Below are 16,460 nucleotides of genomic sequence, written 5' to 3' on the forward strand. Positions count from 1 at the left end.
GTAAAATTTGTTCAAAAGACAAAATTGACTTTTTATGGGAGAAAAGAGATGAAATCAATGGGACACAGCAGCGGAGGAAATAAAGGCGGTCTTTTTCTTGTTTTGATTTTTGTTATTCTTGTTGCGGTGACGACATTTATAGCGTTTTCCCTAAAAGTTGATACTGTCGATGAAAGTTTGAAAAATGACAGCGTAATAAAAACTCTCATCGTTCTTGAAGACAAAAAACAGGTTCTTTTTTCGGACATTTTTATTTATTATCCGGTTTCAAAACGTGGAGCGTTGATAAACATTTTGGGAAACACTGGCGCGATTTTTAAAAGCCTTGGACGTGTAGACCGAATTGATGCAATTTACTCCGAAAAAGGAATTGACGTTTTTAAATCCGAAATTGAAAATCTGATCGGGCAGCCTGTTCCGTTTTATCTCGAAATGAGCCTTTCAAATTTCAGCGAACTTACTGATATGCTCGGCGGACTGAAAGTATTTGTTCCTGAGCCAGTCGATGTAAAAACAGACGACGGAGAGAGATGGCTTTTACCGAGCGGATCTGTAACTCTTGACGGAAGCAAAATCAATACTTATCTAACTTATTCAAAACCTGAAGAAACAGAAGCCGAAGTTGCGGATAGAAGACAGAACGTAATGCTTGCGTTTTTGAGCGCAATAAACCGCGATTCAAGAATTCTCCTCAACAAAAACAATTTTCCGTCTTATCAAAAGCGAATAGGTTCAAATTTAAGCGAAAAAGACTTGCATAAGTTTTTTTCAGAAATTTCAAATGTCGATTATGAACGCCTTATTCCTCAATCAATTACTGGCTCAAGGCGAATGGTCGATGGAAAAGAACTTTTGTTTCCTTTTTACGATGGTCAGCTCATAAAAGATGTTGTAAAACAGGCTTCAAATGCTCTTGTGGATTTGGAGGATATGTCTGTAAACCGCATTTACGTGCTGGAAATTCAAAACGGAACTTTGGTTCAGGGATTGGCACGAAATACGGCAGCCTTGCTAAAAAGCGCAGGCTATGATGTTTTGAGTACTTTGAATGCGGAACGCCAAGATATAGAAAAAACGCAGATTATAAATCACATAGGCAACGCAGATATTGCAAAAAACCTTGGCGATTTTATTCACTGCACAAACATAGTTGATGAAGAAATAAAACCGGACTCGGAAGACAACTATGATAACGGATACGAAACCAGTTCAAACGTCGATTTTACGATTATTCTTGGAAAAGACTTTGACGGACGCTACGTAAAAAATACTGGAGGAAAATAGAATGGAAGAAAAAACAGCAAAACAACAGGCGCTCGAACTTGCGCAGATTCTTGAAGACGGCAAAGCCGACGATGTTACTGTTATTGAAGTTACAAAACTCACAAGTTGCGCAGATTTCTTTGTAATTGCAACAATTCATAGTTCAGCACATTGGCAGGGACTTGCAAAGCAGATAAAAGACTACGTAAAGGCAAATGATATGCAAATTCATCTTACGCATACAAAAACAGCAGGCGGTGACGACTGGAACATAATCGACATTGGCTCAGTTCTTGTGCATCTTATGTCGGCAGATGCCCGCAATTTTTACGAGCTGGAAAAACTGTGGCACGCAGGAAACTTTATAAAAGGCTCTCAGTCAGAAAACGCATAAGTTTTTGAGAACTCGATTTTGGCTTGCCGGATTTTGTTTTTTTTTGTAAACAGAATTTGGCAAAAAAAAGGAGGCCGGAGAATATGTGTGTGTGACATATTTTCCTGCTTCCCGTTTTAACTTAAAATAACCTTAAAAGCGATTCTTACATTTCTTCAAAATCGTCATTAAAGCTATTGTCCATTGAGGAATCTTCGCCAAAAGCGTCATCTTCCTCCAGATCATCATCAAAAGACTCATCGTAAATATCGTCGTCTTCAAAATCGTTCAGAGAATCATCGTCGTAAATCGCAGAATCATCATAATCTGCCGAATCTTCGTCGTATTCGTCTGAGTACGAAAAGCCAGAGCCCGAAAATGAGTCAATGAAAGAGTCACTTGTGAACATTTTGCCTTCCCCCGCTCAACGCGTACCATATCATAAATTTTTACAGCCCAGTCAGTCAATTGAAATCTTTAGAAAATTTCTTTATTTTTTATGGGCGGTTCCTGCCTTCCTGCAGGCCACGCTTTCCGCAGTTCCGCTGCCGCTTCATTCCTGCGCTTTGCTCCGGAACGGCTGCGCCGCTGCTGCAATCGTTACCGCAAAATCATTTTTTTTAAACTTAATTGACGAGCCTAAAAAAAACGTATAAAATTAAGTTATGTCAGATATTCAAATTCTGGCTCCTGCAAAGGTGAATCTTGGCTTAAAGGTTCTTCCAAAGCGGGCAGACGGATTTCATAATATCGAAAGTATTTTTCAAACTGTCAGGTTGTACGACAAACTTACTGTTTCTGTACTGCCGGAAAAAAATACTTGCGCGGTTTTTGCGCCTGGTTTTAACGGCCTTCCTGCAGAAAATACGCTGACAAAAACATACAGCTCTTTTTGTTCCTTAACTGGCTGTTCTACTGGTGTAAAGGTTTTTTTGGAAAAGCACATTCCCAGTGGAGGCGGACTTGGTGGTGGTTCTTCGGATGCGGCTTACTTCTTAAAGGTTTTGGCAAAAATCAACAAAATTGATTTAAGCAGTGAACTTGCAGACAAGGTTGCTTCGCAGGTTGGAAGTGATGTTTTTTTCTTTCTTCATAGCGGAGAGGAACAGGACAAAAGTGGCTGTGCTGTCGTTACTGGTCGTGGAGAGTTTGTAAAGCAGATTTTACCGCGGAACGATTTGTTCTTTTTACTGGTTTTTCCTGGCGTTCATAGCTCTACAAAAGAGGCTTATTCGCTTGTTGATAAAACATATGAGGCGGGCAGTATTTTAGATTGTCCGAATCTGGCAGATTTAGAAACCATATATCGAAGCCCTGTCAAAGACTGGACTTTTGTAAACAGTTTTACTTCTGCGTTATTGCAAAAATACCCAAAAATAGGCCTTGCCTTGCGGGATGTAAAAAACAGTGGTGCTCTTTGGGCGGATATGTCTGGTTCTGGAGCAACAGTTTTCGGTGTTTTTGAAACAAAACAAAGTGCCGAAAATGCTTATTCATTGTTAAAAAAAAGTTGGTCAAACTGTGTAATTGCATAAAACCTTCTTTTTAATTATTTGCAACGGAGGAGTACTTATATGGAAGTATCAGAACTGCGTATTAGAAAAGTAACGGCCGAAGGCAAGCTTAAAGCTTATGTAACAGTAACCTTTGACGGTGTGTTTGTCGTTCATAATGTAAAAATTATCGAAGGCAAAACAGGTCTTTTTATTGCAATGCCAAGCCGAAGAACGGCAAACGGAGAATACAAGGATGTGGCACATCCAATCAGTCCTGAGTTCCGTGCGGCTTTGCAGGATAAAATCTTGGCCGAATACAATGCCGGACACGTAGTAGAAGAAGCCGGCGAAGGCGAAGATTAGTTTTTTTATAGTCAATTTTTTGGGACGTCGGCAAGCGGTAAGCCCCCGGCTTTTGGTGCCGGTATTCCACAGGTTCGAATCCTGTCGTCCCAGCAGATGATATAATCTGGATTTCAATGTTTTTTTTGGAATCCAGATTTTTTTTTGTCTAAAAATGGTTGAGGATTCGAAGCGGAGCGAGCGGCGTAAAAAATGCGAAGGCTTGGAGCGGTTTTTACGAAAGTTGCCAGGGAAGGCAGCTTAGCGAGCGTAGCCGGCATGAAAGAGAATGCAGAATGGTTTTGACTGGAGTTCCTGCAAAAGTATGATGTTTTGCGGCAAGGATGGGAACACCGCCGCGGAGGCGTTCCTGAGCGCAGCGCAGGAATGGAGGCAAAAGCCGGAAGTGTGGACAGCCTGGTTTTTGCCTGCAAAAAGCCGCCCGGCAAATTATATTGACTTTCTGGCCTGTTTTTGAGATACTTTCAGAACTGTCGGATATGTGTCCGATAAAAATTAAGAGGGGCTGGCAAAACTTTTATATAATTGTTTTGAAGACCGCTCAAAATTGAGGAGTTCTATAAAATGGAACAGTTTGTAGTTGAAGCATCTGTACGCAACGAGACAGGTAAAAAAGCAGCAAAAGCTCTTCGTGCAGCAGGAAAAATTCCGGCTGTTATTTATGACGAAGAAGGAAAAGCGACATCTGTTACTGTAGATTCAGTTCAGTTTAACAAAGTTTGGCGCAATATTACTGCCACAACTCTTGTTACTCTTAAGTTTGAAGGCAAAGATTACGATGCTTTTATCCGCGATACAGAATATGATATTATCACAGATTCAGTTCTTCACGCAGATTTCTTTGTTGTAAGCAACAAAAAGCCTGTAACACGTCAGTTCAAATTGCAGTACAAGGGAACTGCTGCCGGCGTTCTCAAGGGCGGATTTATGGTTAAGCATATTCCTGAAATCAAGGTTAAGGCTCTTCCAAAAGATCTTCCTGTTCGCGTTGTAATTGACGTTTCAAAAATCAACATTGGCGATGTTTTCCGTGTTAAAGACATTGACCTTGGTGACAAAGTTACAGTTCTTACTCCAGCAGAAGCTGAAGTAATTACAGTAGCTCCAGCACGCTAGTTTTTTTGCTTGATAAAAAAAGTCTTTCCGTTTGCAATAAAAATGGAAGGACTTTTTTTTTGATTTAAAAGACGATAAAATATAGTTATGAATTCGTCTTTAAAAAAAAGTTTTTGCGCTGTATTTTTTTGCCTCTCTTTTTTTTGTTCAACTTGCCTTTATGCTCAAGGACTTTCTGCCAGTGAAGCAAATAAAAAAACGGCTCTTCGTTATTTGAAGGTTGCTGAGCAGTATGCCGCTTCTAAAAACTGGACTGCCGCCGATTCGAGCGCAGAACTTGGTCTTGCCTTTGATGATTCTATTTCTGATCTTTGGTATATGCGTTCTGTTGCAAAGAGCGCCCAAAATGTTCCTAAATATCAAATTTTTCCTTTGATTGAAAAAGCCCTTGATTGTGAGCTTTGGGTCGATTACAACAAGGAAACTGCAAGAATCCTTTATGCCGACATTTTGTGCTCAACTAGAAAATTTGAGCAGGCTCTTGAAGTTTTGGATGGTGAGCAATTTTTATATTCAGCAGATGCCGAATTTATCCGTTCTAAAATTTTTTATAACCTTGGAACAGAAATGTTTCTTGAAAAAGCAAGAAATAAAATTGATTCTGCAAGAAGAATTTATCCTGATGATCTTCGGTTTCCAAAACTTTTTTTTGAGCACGAATATGCGCTTGGCGGCAGAAACGAAAAAAATTCAAAACTTGCCGACAGTTTTATAAATCTTCTTTACAAAAAAACTTCGCTTTCTGCGGAGCTTGAAATTTATCTTGCTGTTTTTTCCACTGGTGAAAGCAAAATCCGGCGGCTAAAATCATTTAACGCGAAGAATCAGCGTTCGCCTTTGTATTTAATCGCTTCTCTTGAAGAAGGCGTTGAACTTTTGCCGGAAGAAAAGGCCTTGGACTATTTTTATTCTTTTGCCGACAAAGAAATTGATTTTGCGGTTTTGCAGGAATTTGTTTCATCTCTAAAAAAAGAAGAATCCAGGCAGGAACTTGGTGAATATTTAAATCAATATTCTGGAACGATTTACAAAGATACTGACGGCGATTTGGATTTTAACCTTAAAATTGAATATTCGCGCGGCCGTCCTCAAAAAATCACATATGACGAAAATCAGGACGAAATGCCCGATTGGAGCGCTGTCTGCGATTTTGGAGAACCTGTAAAGCTTCATATTCCGGAAAAATCGATTGAAATTGAATACGGAAACTGGCCTGCTGTTGTCAGCGCCATTTACAAATGCGAAGACAGAAGCGAATATTCCTTCTTTCTTGTGCCGCAAACTCTTTTTTGGACGCCTTTTTCGATTGCCGCGGATGAAAATATAAAAAAACAGACTGGAACGGATTTTTTTATTCCTTTTGTTTTGGAAAAAGTTGAAAATGTTTCAGTTCAAAAACTGATCGATTCTTCTTCTAATTGTTCGATTCCTTGTTCTGAACGCGAAAATGCCGTAGTTGTCTTTAATCTTCTTGATGGAAAGCCAGTGTTTGCCCGTTATTACGAAAATCAAAAAATGTATGCGCAGATGCAGTTTAAAGATGGTATTCCAGAAACCCGCACGGTCGACATGGATAATGACGGTTTTTTTGAACTTACGGAAACTTACGGGGCTGAAATTCAAAATAACGAAAAAACTGAACTGGAAGACGGGCAGGTTAACTTTTTGGCAAAGGCCTTGAGTGCGCCTGTAAAGATGATTCAGATTGATATGAACGGCGACACAATTGCTGACTACACAGAAGAATACACCGGCGGAGAAGGAAAAATTTCTTTGTGGGATTTGGATGGAGACGGAAAGTGGGACGTTCGTTACGAAAAATGTCCAGCAGAAAAAGACGGTTCTTTGGTTGAAAAATCCACTTTTTACAGGCCTTGGTCTAAAGTTCCAGTTACTGTAATCATAAAAAATGGAAAACCTGCCGTCATTCTTGAAAGTGAAAAAAAATTGAATGTAATAAAAGATTCTGTTTCCGAAGTTTTCTGGATTGAAAATGCTGGTTCTAAAGGCGATGCGGAAAAAATTTTAAAAACATTTAACCAAAACGAAGACAAAAGTGTTTATATTATCGTAGAAAATGACTCAAAAAGAATGTTCGCCGTAAAAAACGGACTGTATATTTTTGCGCAAATTATACCGGATAATCCGAATTCTACAAAAGAACGAGGTTTGTCCGAAAAATAAAATTAGAAAAGATGAAGAAAATGAAGAAAAGTGAATTGAGAAAAAAAATTGTTGCGGCCCTTGGCTGTTCTTTGCTTTTAATATGCATAAACGGCTGTAAATCAACCGAACTTTCAGAAAGTTTTGAATTGCCAGATTACACAATTGAAGATGTAAAAAAAGAAGAAATAAAAAGAATTGAAGAAATTGGCGAAACTGACTGTGTTCAGGCCTATTGGCGCGCTTTTTTGCTAAAAGACCAGAAAACTCTCGAAAAATGTGAAGAAAACGTTTTTGCTGAATATAAAAAGGCTCTTGAAGAAAAAAAATGGCTGGAAGCTAGAAGGTTGTGTTATGCTTTGGAATATCTTGGCGGAGCACAAAACAAAAAACTTGAAAAAAATACCGATGAATTGGATTCTCTCTGCCTGGAAGCATTAAAATCTTTTGGTTCAGATAAAAATTCTGGAAAAAAAGTTTCAGAACTGATAAAAGGAACAGTAACTGTCTGGGTTGACAAGGGAATTAAAGTTGAAAACGGAATGGGGTACGCTGACCGTGTAATCGGTTCGGGATTTTTTATTTCTAAAGATGGATATATTGTAACAAACCATCACGTAATTGTGGATCTCGTAAATCCAAAATATGAAGGTTATGCGCGGTTATATGTAAAACTTGCCGAAGATTCAGAAACCCGTGTTCCAGCAAAAGTTGTTGGCTGGGACAGCAGCGTTGACCTTGCTGTGCTAAAAGCCGAAATTGACGCTCCTTATGTGTTTAATCTTGGTTCGAGCGGAAGTCTTGAGGTTGGCGATAAGGTTTATTGTATTGGTTCTCCGATTGGACTTGACCGCACTTTGACAAGCGGCATTGTAAGCGCGAACGACCGTTCTCTTTTTAGCGCAGGACCAGTTATGCAGATTGATGCTGCCATTAATTCAGGAAACAGCGGCGGACCTTGTGTTGACGAAAATGGAAATGTTCAGGCGATTGTTTTTGCAGGAATGCTTCAGTATTCTGGACTAAATTTTGCAATCCCTGTCGAGTACTTAATTTCGGAACTTCCTGTCTTGTTGAATGGCGGAAAATATGACCACAGCTGGCTAGAAGCGAACGGACGCACAAAAAGAGCTGGCGGCAGAGATTTGGGCGTTGAATTGAATTATGTAATGCCGGGTGGAAATGCGCACCGGGCAGGTCTAAAGGCTGGTGACTTGATTACTTCGATTGAAGACTCAAAAATAAAAAATCTTGAAGACTTGCAAAAAAAAATGCTTGGAATTTCTGCTGGATTTATAATCAAAGTGAAATATCTCCGGGGCGAAGATTCGGTAGAAAATGAAGTTAGAGTTTTTGTTTCTTCAAGGCCGTTAAACCCTGGCTATACTTTTTATAAAAATGATGTAATTTCAAGCTCTTTTACAGCAATTTTTGGCATGAAGCTCACTCCGCTTTCTGAGGGACGCAAAAAGTACCAGATTGAATCGGTCGTAAAAGGCTCGATTGCGGACGAATCTGGTTTTTCGGAAAACGATCCTGTCGAAGTAAAAAACATAAATTTTGATAAAGAAAATACAACTTTGTATACGGAAGTATATGCAAAAAATAGAAAAAAAGGATATTTAGATATAAGTGTAGGAATCGCGGCTCCGCTAGACAGTCCTAACTATTTCTAATAAAATTGGCACTCTATGACAGAAATGAAATATAAACGCAATTTTTGTATTGTTGCACATATTGACCACGGCAAATCAACTCTTTCTGACCGTCTTATTCAAAAATCAAAAATCATTGACGACCGTTTGATGACAAACCAAATTCTCGACAATATGGATATTGAGCGTGAACGCGGAATTACGATAAAAAGCCAGGCGGTTACAATTCCATATCATTCAAAAGACGGAAACGACTATGAGCTTAACTTTGTCGACACTCCTGGACATGTCGATTTTTCTTACGAAGTTTCCCGGGCGATTGCTTCCTGCGAAGGCGCTCTGATTTTGGTTGATGCTAGTCAGGGGGTTGAAAGTCAAACAATGTCCAACCTTTTTATGGCAATGGAGCACGATTTGACTATTGTTCCTGTCATAAACAAAATTGATCTTCCGTCTGCCGATATTCCTTCGGTAAAAAAACAGATTGAACACGACCTTGGGCTTGATCCGGAAGATGCGGTTTTGGTAAGTGCAAAAACTGGCGAAGGAATTGACAATTTAATGGAAGCCATTGTTTCTAAATTTCCTCCTCCGTCTGGCAATCCAGAAGGAAAAGCTCAGGCTCTTATTTTTGATTGCCATTATGATGAATATCGTGGAGTTATAATTCACATCCGCGTAAAAGAAGGCCGGATTAAAAAAGGCGATATAATCCGCTTTATGTCCAATGGTACTGACTATAAAGTTGAACAAATTGGAATTTTTAAAATAAATTATGAAGAAAAACCATATCTTGAAGCAGGTGATGTCGGCTATATTATTGCAGGATGTAAAACTGTAAGCGATGTCCGCGTTGGCGATACTGTAACTCTTGCAGATAATCCGGCGGATAGGCCTTTGCCAGGATTTAAAGAAGTTAAGCCTGTTGTATTTTCTTCTATTTATCCGATGGATTCTAATGATTACGAAGAACTTAAAGACAGCATGGAAAAATTAAAGCTCAACGATGCGAGCCTTACTTACGACAAAGACAATTCCATTGCTCTTGGAAACGGTTTTAGATGCGGCTTCCTCGGTCTTTTGCATCTTGAAATTATTCAGGAACGTCTTGAACGCGATTATGATCAGGCAGTTATTTTTACATCACCTTCAGTAGAATATAATTGTACTCTTACGAACGGCACGGAAATAGTTGTTGACAATCCGACTGAATTCCCGGAAACAAAAATAAAAGAAGCGAGAGAACCTTACATCAGAGCTTCAATTATCACTCCGTCAGAATTTATCGGTTCAATTATGAATCTTTGCACTGAAAAACGCGGAATTCAAAAAAATATGACTTATCTTGACGAAAAACGCGTTGAGTTGATTTACGAAATGCCGCTTTCTGAAGTGCTTTTTGACTTTTATGACAGGCTCAAAAGTTACAGCCGCGGGTACGCAAGTTTTGACTACGAAGTAATTGAATATCGTCCGACAGACCTTGTAAAAGTTGATATTTTGATAAATTCAAAGCCTGTGGATGCCCTGTCTTTCCTTGCTTATCGCCCTGGCGCCGTTGCCCGTGCAAAAAAAGTGTGCGAACGCTTAAAAGACGAAATCTCTCGCCAGCAGTTTAAAATTGCTATTCAAGGAGCAATCGGAAGTCAGATTATTGCCCGTGAAACTGTAAATCCTGTGCGAAAAGATGTTCTTGCCAAGTGTTACGGCGGCGACATTACACGAAAACGCAAGCTTCTCGAAAAACAGAAAGAAGGTAAAAAACGCATGAAGATGGTTGGAAACGTTGAGCTTCCACAGAGCGCGTTCCTTGCTGTTCTAAAAGAAAAAGAAGACTAGTTTTTTATAGGTTTTCAAAGTTTTTTAGAAAAAAGTCGATTTCGTTGCTGATTCTTTTTAAAAAACTCAAATTGCCGGCTTCAAACCTGTATCCATCTGGAAAGTGCAGATAAAGATATTCTCTTTTTGATAGAAGATTTTCTATTTCAGCGCGCAGGTTTGGTGTTGGAGCCGGAGCTGCTTTTTCGCCTTTTGAAAGCAACTCTTTTATTCTCAAAAGCGCATTTTTTTCTTCTAAAAGATATGTTTTTGTTTTGATTTTGATGTCGGAGCTTGAGCTGTTTTTTTTGTTCTGCTCGTACAGAGCGTCAAATTCGCCTTCTTTTTTTTGACCGAGCGGCTGGCAGAAGTTTTCGATTTGTTCTGTGGTCACAGACGGAAGGCTTAAATTTAAGCCGGAAAATCCTGCATCATAGAGTTTTTTTGAATCCTTAAAATAATTTACAAATAGCGCAGCGTAGTTTTTTAGCGCGGTGTCCGTTATTACGGTTCCGTTTTTTCCTGGAACAGTTTTTGCGTCTGCCTTAAAAGCGGCATCGTAGTTTTCGACAGGCTTAAAGCGGTTTGAAGAAATAAGTCTTGCCGTGTGGGCAGGAGCGCCTCTTGCGTGTGTAAAGCCAAGACTGTACGAAAAATCGAGTCCTGTAACAAAAACCGGCACATTTGAATCAAATCGCATAAAAAGTGCAAGATAGACCGCCGTAAGTCCAACTGAACCGAGCGGTGGAATTTTTGCAGGAAGAATGCCCTTTGATTCCGCGCTTTTTAAAAATTCACTTTCCGAAAATTCCGAATAAAAATACAGATGCCGCCCCTTTGTATGGCGGAGAACTGCCGGTCTTGAGGCCAAATCGCTTATTATTGCAGCCTTTGTCTTATTTGCTCCGATATATGCTTTTTCGATTGCAAGCTGGGATTCGACTGCAATTATAAAGTCTGGCTGAATTTTGTGTTTTAAAAGAACTGGAAGCGCAGCATCAACCGCAAGAACAGTGCATTTTTGCAGTGTTTTTTTTGAAACGCTTAATAGAAAAGTTTCTGTGCTTTCGCCGGCTCCAAAGACAATAAACGGTCTTAAAAAAAATGGCGAGCAATGAGGAATGCTTTGCTCTGCGGGAATTTCTCTTAGATTTCTAAAGAAATTTTTACAAAAAAGCCTGCCCATTTTTACGAGAGTGATCCGATTTTTCCAAAAGGAAGCAATAAAATTTTGAGAAAAAAGCGCGGTCTGCGAATATAATGTTTTGTAAAAAAAAGTTCCTCCGCTCATTTCAATCGAAACCGTCCGCCTAAAATGCGGCAGAGTTTTTATAAGCGCTTCTATTTTTGAAGGCGAGGTTAGCAAAATTTTTTTAGAATCCTGATGACAGCTTTTTTTTATTTCGTTTAATTTTTTTTCTGCCAGTTCAAACAGTTTTTTGTCCGCTTCTATTCCGAGAATAAGCGAATCTTTTGGAATCTTAGTCAAAAGCTCTTTTAAGCCGTACCACAGGCATGGAGAAAAGCAAAGAATGAGCGTTTGTGGCAGAATATCCAGATTAGCTACGGTCTGCTCAATTGCCTTTTGAGGAGAGTATTTTGAGTAAAGAAATCTGTTCTTGTATAAAACAGAAAAGCCCTGACCGGCTTTTACCAGACAGGGCTTTTCAGTTTCAATCATACCGGATTGCAAATTGTTCAATTTTATTTAGTTTTTCATCATTTTTGTAAAGAAAACATTTGCAACATCATTCTTTACTTTGTCGCTAGAAAGCAGCGCCATCTGGAGCGAATAAGAATCGATAGAAGTAACTGCGCCCGCAATTTCTTCTTTTTTCGAATCTGTCAAATTGTCTTTCTGAGTACCAGCAGCTTTTATCACAAGAATTGAATCTCCTGCAACAACCGGTTCAGAAATATCCCCGTTTTTGAGGGCAAATGCCTTTTTCAAAAGATTCTCGTTTGTAGAAGCACCGGAAATTGAAGTAAATTCTTCTGGAAGAGAGCCGAGCATTGAGTCGTTTGCGTAGTTGAGCGCAAAAGCTGGAACTTTTACAAATTTTGCACCATTAGACTTGCCGGCTGCTTCAAAACCTTTCTTTTCAGCGTCGGAAGCAACAGCCTTTGCTTTTTCGATAAAATAGCTTTCGATTAAAGAAGTTTCGTTTTCGTTGATGTAAGAGCGAACTGCAGCAATAACGGTTGAATCTGCAAAGTCCGGTTCAGTTTTAATCAAATCGTTATGGAAAATCGAATATCCGGCAGAAGTTTCGATAACTCCGCTGGTCTGGTTCAATTCGAGGGCAAAAATCGCCTTTCCGTCGTCTTTTTTTGTAACAATATTCTGAATCTGATAACCATAATTTGAAGAAAGTTTTCCGTCTGCTCCAGAATATGCCTTGTCAGAATATTCAGATACAGCATCAGAAAATGTGATTTCTTCTTTTGTGAGCTGGTTCAAGATTGATTTTGCCTTTGACTGGTCTTTTACTGTGATTACAGAAAAATTGTATTTTGTGAATTTGTCTTTATTTTCTGCGCCAAAAGCTTTTATCTGAGATTCTGGATAATCTTTTTTGTCAAAAACTGCAAGGTCAAAAGAACGTTTTTCTGAAGCCATTTTTTCAAAAAATTCTTTTTCTGCGTCAGAAGATTTTAAGCCGTAAAGAGTATGGCCTGCATATTTAGATTGAGTTCCCAAATAGTCTTCGCCGCATCTGTTCCAGATTAAGCCGCGTGTAAGATCCTGCTGCAGCCTGCTTTTGTCATCTGCGCTGTAGCTGTTATAGATTTCTGGAGAATAGTTGCCTTTTTCATCGGTAAAATACTGGTACATCTGGCGAGCCACGCTTTCTTTTGAAGGTTCCCAGCCTGATTTTTTTACGTTGTCTGCATAAGCGATAGCCTGGACAGCCGAAACAAAAGCGTAATTATAAATTGTGTAGTAGTCAGAATCTTTTAAATCAACTCCCTGTCTTCTGTACATTTCGGTGTAATTTGCAACAGCATTTGCAAATTCGCTTCCCTCTTTGTATTCAATTTTTTTGTTTCCGTATTTTCCAAAAACGAGAGGAGCCTGGCCTGCTCCTTCTGCCATTGCTGGAATAAAAATAAAAGTGATGGCAGATAAAATCAAAATGATTATAGAGCCAATGAAAAGCATTGTTTTTTTCATGATAAAAACGTCCTTTTTTTACTATTTTTTCGAGTATTTAAAAAAGCCTTGCTCAAAAAAACATAAACTTTTTTAAAAAACAGTAACTTAATTTTATCATTCAGAGCGTGGTGCTGTCAATTGACGGTTTTTTCTTTCTTATATACGTATGTGCCCGATAATGACAGTAAAATTTAAAACTCGAAATTGAACCTGCTTATTTTTTTAATAAACGACCATCCTGTAGCAGCCCCGGCTTGAGCGGAAAATTTTTATTTTTGTTGCGGAATCAGTTTCAATCTGGTTTTTTAATCTTGAAATATATGAGTAGACAGACGATTTATGGTCAAAAAAATCCTTTTTGTTTCTAAACAGAACTTTTTCTAGTTCGGACAAGCTCATGTCTTTTGTCCTGTTTTTGTACATATATTCAAAAAGCTGAAAAAGAGCAGGCGAAAGATTGTTCCTGAACCTAAAATCAAGAAGGTTAATTTCGCGCTGAGTTTCGCTGCCTCTAAGTTTTTCCCATCCGACCGGAATTGCCGGCTGCAAAAGCGAAATATGCCGTTTTACGCTCGGATCGCAGATTATTTCGTTTAATTTTTTGAGCGTCGAAATGCAGTTTTGCGGAAAATTAAACTGGTAATAAAGCTCATTTTGGCTTATCCAGTGGTTTACCCGTTCGTCGTCTGGGGAAGAAGGGTCATTGTAATAAATTATGGGAATTTTTTTCCCCATTTCAAAAATCGATTCAAAAAGATTAAAGCAGCAGCCGCTTATAAGAGTAAAATCGCAGACAATCATATCAATCTGACAGTTAAAATCCTGAATGTTCTTGTACAGCAAGCTCCAGTCGTCCTGCAGATAGCAACGGCAGCCAGAATTCTCAAGCCTTTCCATAATAAGGCGGCAAACATTCTTTTCACGAGTCAAAAAGCAGATTTCCATAGACAACCTCTCCAAAATTGTCTTACCAGTCTTTAAGATTTTCGACTTTTTCAAAAAAAACTGAAGAATTTTTTATTTATAATGGGGCGCACAACTTTCCTAAAAAAAACACTTGTCGGTTATGCAAATTTTTTTTGTAAAAACGGCTGTCCGCGGCTACAGCGTCTTACGCGCTTCCGGTGTTTGCACACACACGCTTCTTCCGCGTGTCCGCTGCCATCCGGCGCCAAATAAAAAAATGCAAAAAAAAATCTGCCAGGACGACAGATTTTTTAATATCGGGTATGGCGGATTCGAACCGCCGACCCCTAACTCCCGAAGCTAGTGCGCTACCAGCTGCGCTAATACCCGATTTTTTTAATTTTAATAAAAAAACCTTCCTCACCGAGGAAGGTTTTTGACGCGAGCAGCGGGGCTCGAACCCGCGATCTCCGGCGTGACAGGCCAGCGCGATAACCAACTTCGCTATGCCCGCGTGATGTATTTATATTAGCAAAACGAATTATTTACGTCAATAGCATTTTTTAAAATTTTTTAATTTTTTTTGTTTTTTTTTCAAAAGACAAAAAAATCCACGATCGTAAAACTTTTTGCTTGTTTTGACCGTGGATTGATTTTGACTATTTTATTCTTTTTTCAATAAAATCCATCTTTAGATTTTTCATTGCTTCTGTCAGGCTTACTTTGTAAATATGCGGATTTAAAATACGCTTGTAAGAAGCATCCAGAGTTTCGAGCTGCTGCTGTGCTGTTTCGTGTGCAAGACGGATTACTTTTCCAGCAGGCTGTTTTTCTTCAATCCTGTTGCCGTTTTCTACAACTTTGTGCAAAAGAGCCTCAGTTTTTGCCGCCTTAAATGTAAACTGGCGGTAGTCAATCATCGGATGGTAGTAGCGGTATTCTTTTCCTGCTTCGATTTTTTCGTCTTCAGTTGCAATTATGTCGGCCTTTGCATTGCCTTCGTCATCATACAGACGGTATACATTTTTTATTCCAGGATTTGTGTTTTTTTCAGGATTGTCTGAAAATTTCATTGCAGGAATATTCTTGCCGGAGGTCTTGTCAAATCTTGCCGCCAGCTTGTAAACGCCTGTAAAGCTGGCCTCGTTTCCTCCAGTCACCATGTGGGTTCCAACGCCCCAGCTGTTGATTGGTGTGTTTTGCTGAACAAGAGTCTCGACAATTTCTTCTGTAAGCTCGTTTGAAACTGTGATTGTTGCCTGCGGAAATCCTGCCTTGTCCAGTTCTTTGCGGACTTCTGCCGTAAGATAGGAAATATCTCCAGAATCAAGCCTGACGCCGAAGTTGTAGCCTTTCTCTACGAGCTTTGCCCCTGCTTTGATTGCATTTTTTATGCCGGAGCGGAGAGTGTCGTAGGTGTCGATTAAGAAAATTGCCTTTTGAGGATAGAGCTTTGCGTACGCTTCGAACGCTTCAAGTTCAGAAGGGAAGGCCATAATCCAGGAATGAGCCATTGTTCCCATTACCGGAATATCGTAGAGTTTTCCTGCCAGAGTGTTTGAAGTTCCGGCTGCTCCGCCGATAAAACTTGCGCGCGTTGCGCTCATTCCGCCGTCTGGTCCTTGTGCGCGTCTTAAGCCAAATTCCATTATTGAGCCTTTTTTGCTTGCAAGCCAGATTCTTGCTGTTTTTGTCGCAATAAGGCTCTGGAAATTTATGTGGTTCAAAACCAAAGCCTCGACAATCTGCGCTTCAATCAGTTTTGCGTGGATTCTGACAATCGGCTCCTGAGGAAATATAACCGAGCCTTCTCTAAAAGCGTAAACGTCGCCTCTAAAACGGAAAGTTTTCAGGTATTCGAGAAAACCCGGCTCAAAAATCTTCTGTTGCCTTAAAAATTCAATATCGCTTGGACTAAAAGTAAAATCTGTGATTGCGTCTAAAAGCGTATCAAGACCGGCAAAAATTGAAAAACCGCCGTTAAATGGCTGTCTTCTGAAAAACATGTCAAAAACAACATCCTGATTCATGTCGTTTTTCCAGTAGCCTTGGGCCATTGTCAATTCATAAAAGTCGGTGAAGAGAGCACTGTTTATGGTGCTGTTTTCGATTTTTTCGTTCATTTTAATCTCCTATAAAAAGTCAAGATT

General features: G+C 39.4%; 13 protein-coding genes and 3 tRNA genes. 9 read left to right on the forward strand and 7 right to left on the reverse strand.

Annotated elements, in window-relative coordinates:
- Positions 1-48: 48 nt before the first annotated feature.
- Together B2X33_RS04825 and rsfS are read left to right on the forward strand one after the other, a co-directional pair.
- Positions 49-1,284 carry an LCP family protein gene (locus B2X33_RS04825; RefSeq protein WP_296021188.1) on the forward strand — a complete coding sequence of 412 codons (1,236 nt, stop codon included), beginning with the start codon at positions 49-51 and terminating at the stop codon, positions 1,282-1,284.
- A 1-nt stretch (position 1,285) separates the two neighbouring features.
- Positions 1,286-1,657, forward strand: a complete 372-nt coding sequence (gene rsfS / locus B2X33_RS04830) for a ribosome silencing factor (protein ID WP_296021179.1) — start codon at positions 1,286-1,288, stop codon at positions 1,655-1,657.
- A 145-nt stretch (positions 1,658-1,802) separates the two neighbouring features.
- Here rsfS and B2X33_RS04835 read toward each other — a convergent pair whose 3' ends face one another.
- Positions 1,803-2,045 (reverse strand): hypothetical protein, encoded by a 243-nt coding sequence (locus tag B2X33_RS04835; protein ID WP_296021171.1) that lies wholly within the window; start codon positions 2,043-2,045, stop codon positions 1,803-1,805.
- A gap of 256 nt (positions 2,046-2,301) precedes the next feature.
- On the opposite strand from B2X33_RS04835, the gene ispE reads away from it, so the two are divergent.
- From ispE to lepA, 7 genes are all read left to right on the forward strand, one after another.
- Positions 2,302-3,171, forward strand: coding sequence for a 4-(cytidine 5'-diphospho)-2-C-methyl-D-erythritol kinase (ispE, locus tag B2X33_RS04840; protein ID WP_296668033.1), 870 nt, complete (start codon positions 2,302-2,304; stop codon positions 3,169-3,171).
- 39 nt (positions 3,172-3,210) lie between these two features.
- Entirely contained in the window at positions 3,211-3,495 is a 285-nt protein-coding gene (gene spoVG / locus B2X33_RS04845) for a septation regulator SpoVG (RefSeq protein WP_277292350.1), read from the forward strand.
- A 20-nt stretch (positions 3,496-3,515) separates the two neighbouring features.
- A tRNA-Gln gene (locus tag B2X33_RS04850) sits at positions 3,516-3,588 on the forward strand.
- Between the two features lie 471 nt (positions 3,589-4,059).
- Positions 4,060-4,611 (forward strand): 50S ribosomal protein L25, encoded by a 552-nt coding sequence (locus B2X33_RS04855; RefSeq protein ID WP_296021124.1) that lies wholly within the window; start codon positions 4,060-4,062, stop codon positions 4,609-4,611.
- Between the two features lie 87 nt (positions 4,612-4,698).
- Positions 4,699-6,795 carry a tetratricopeptide repeat protein gene (locus B2X33_RS04860; protein ID WP_296668036.1) on the forward strand — a complete coding sequence of 699 codons (2,097 nt, stop codon included), beginning with the start codon at positions 4,699-4,701 and terminating at the stop codon, positions 6,793-6,795.
- 20 nt (positions 6,796-6,815) lie between these two features.
- Positions 6,816-8,450 carry a S1C family serine protease gene (locus B2X33_RS04865; protein WP_296668038.1) on the forward strand — a complete coding sequence of 545 codons (1,635 nt, stop codon included), beginning with the start codon at positions 6,816-6,818 and terminating at the stop codon, positions 8,448-8,450.
- Between the two features lie 15 nt (positions 8,451-8,465).
- Positions 8,466-10,268, forward strand: coding sequence for a translation elongation factor 4 (lepA, locus tag B2X33_RS04870; RefSeq protein WP_296021103.1), 1,803 nt, complete (start codon positions 8,466-8,468; stop codon positions 10,266-10,268).
- A 4-nt stretch (positions 10,269-10,272) separates the two neighbouring features.
- Here lepA and B2X33_RS04875 read toward each other — a convergent pair whose 3' ends face one another.
- The 6 genes from B2X33_RS04875 to B2X33_RS04900 all read right to left on the reverse strand — a co-directional run bounded on the left by B2X33_RS04875 (position 10,273) and on the right by B2X33_RS04900 (position 16,433).
- Positions 10,273-11,928 (reverse strand): 6-hydroxymethylpterin diphosphokinase MptE-like protein, encoded by a 1,656-nt coding sequence (locus B2X33_RS04875; protein ID WP_296668041.1) that lies wholly within the window; start codon positions 11,926-11,928, stop codon positions 10,273-10,275.
- 27 nt (positions 11,929-11,955) lie between these two features.
- Positions 11,956-13,422, reverse strand: a complete 1,467-nt coding sequence (locus tag B2X33_RS04880; RefSeq protein WP_296668043.1) for a peptidyl-prolyl cis-trans isomerase — start codon at positions 13,420-13,422, stop codon at positions 11,956-11,958.
- Between the two features lie 204 nt (positions 13,423-13,626).
- Complete coding sequence (locus B2X33_RS04885; RefSeq protein WP_296668045.1) at positions 13,627-14,349, reverse strand: hypothetical protein; 723 nt, start codon at positions 14,347-14,349, stop codon at positions 13,627-13,629.
- Positions 14,350-14,627: 278 nt separating this feature from the next.
- Positions 14,628-14,700, reverse strand: a tRNA-Pro gene (locus B2X33_RS04890).
- 50 nt (positions 14,701-14,750) lie between these two features.
- Positions 14,751-14,824: transfer RNA gene (locus B2X33_RS04895), tRNA-Asp, on the reverse strand.
- A gap of 145 nt (positions 14,825-14,969) precedes the next feature.
- Positions 14,970-16,433, reverse strand: coding sequence for a nicotinate phosphoribosyltransferase (locus tag B2X33_RS04900; RefSeq protein ID WP_296668047.1), 1,464 nt, complete (start codon positions 16,431-16,433; stop codon positions 14,970-14,972).
- Between the last annotated feature and the right edge of the window lie 27 nt (positions 16,434-16,460).

This window comes from Treponema sp. UBA785 (assembly GCF_002297065.1).
GTDB lineage: Bacteria > Spirochaetota > Spirochaetia > Treponematales > Treponemataceae > Treponema_D.

What these genes read in the sequence shown, in the direction of transcription:
- B2X33_RS04825 (WP_296021188.1), top strand. Translation starts at nt 49, where the DNA reads ATGAAATCAATGGGACACAGCAGCGGAGGAAATAAAGGCGGTCTTTTT.
- rsfS (WP_296021179.1), top strand. Translation starts at nt 1,286, where the DNA reads ATGGAAGAAAAAACAGCAAAACAACAGGCGCTCGAACTTGCGCAGATT.
- B2X33_RS04835 (WP_296021171.1), bottom strand. Translation starts at nt 2,045, where the DNA reads ATGTTCACAAGTGACTCTTTCATTGACTCATTTTCGGGCTCTGGCTTT.
- ispE (WP_296668033.1), top strand. Translation starts at nt 2,302, where the DNA reads ATGTCAGATATTCAAATTCTGGCTCCTGCAAAGGTGAATCTTGGCTTA.
- spoVG (WP_277292350.1), top strand. Translation starts at nt 3,211, where the DNA reads ATGGAAGTATCAGAACTGCGTATTAGAAAAGTAACGGCCGAAGGCAAG.
- B2X33_RS04855 (WP_296021124.1), top strand. Translation starts at nt 4,060, where the DNA reads ATGGAACAGTTTGTAGTTGAAGCATCTGTACGCAACGAGACAGGTAAA.
- B2X33_RS04860 (WP_296668036.1), top strand. Translation starts at nt 4,699, where the DNA reads ATGAATTCGTCTTTAAAAAAAAGTTTTTGCGCTGTATTTTTTTGCCTC.
- B2X33_RS04865 (WP_296668038.1), top strand. Translation starts at nt 6,816, where the DNA reads ATGAAGAAAAGTGAATTGAGAAAAAAAATTGTTGCGGCCCTTGGCTGT.
- lepA (WP_296021103.1), top strand. Translation starts at nt 8,466, where the DNA reads ATGACAGAAATGAAATATAAACGCAATTTTTGTATTGTTGCACATATT.
- B2X33_RS04875 (WP_296668041.1), bottom strand. Translation starts at nt 11,928, where the DNA reads ATGATTGAAACTGAAAAGCCCTGTCTGGTAAAAGCCGGTCAGGGCTTT.
- B2X33_RS04880 (WP_296668043.1), bottom strand. Translation starts at nt 13,422, where the DNA reads ATGAAAAAAACAATGCTTTTCATTGGCTCTATAATCATTTTGATTTTA.
- B2X33_RS04885 (WP_296668045.1), bottom strand. Translation starts at nt 14,349, where the DNA reads ATGGAAATCTGCTTTTTGACTCGTGAAAAGAATGTTTGCCGCCTTATT.
- B2X33_RS04900 (WP_296668047.1), bottom strand. Translation starts at nt 16,433, where the DNA reads ATGAACGAAAAAATCGAAAACAGCACCATAAACAGTGCTCTCTTCACC.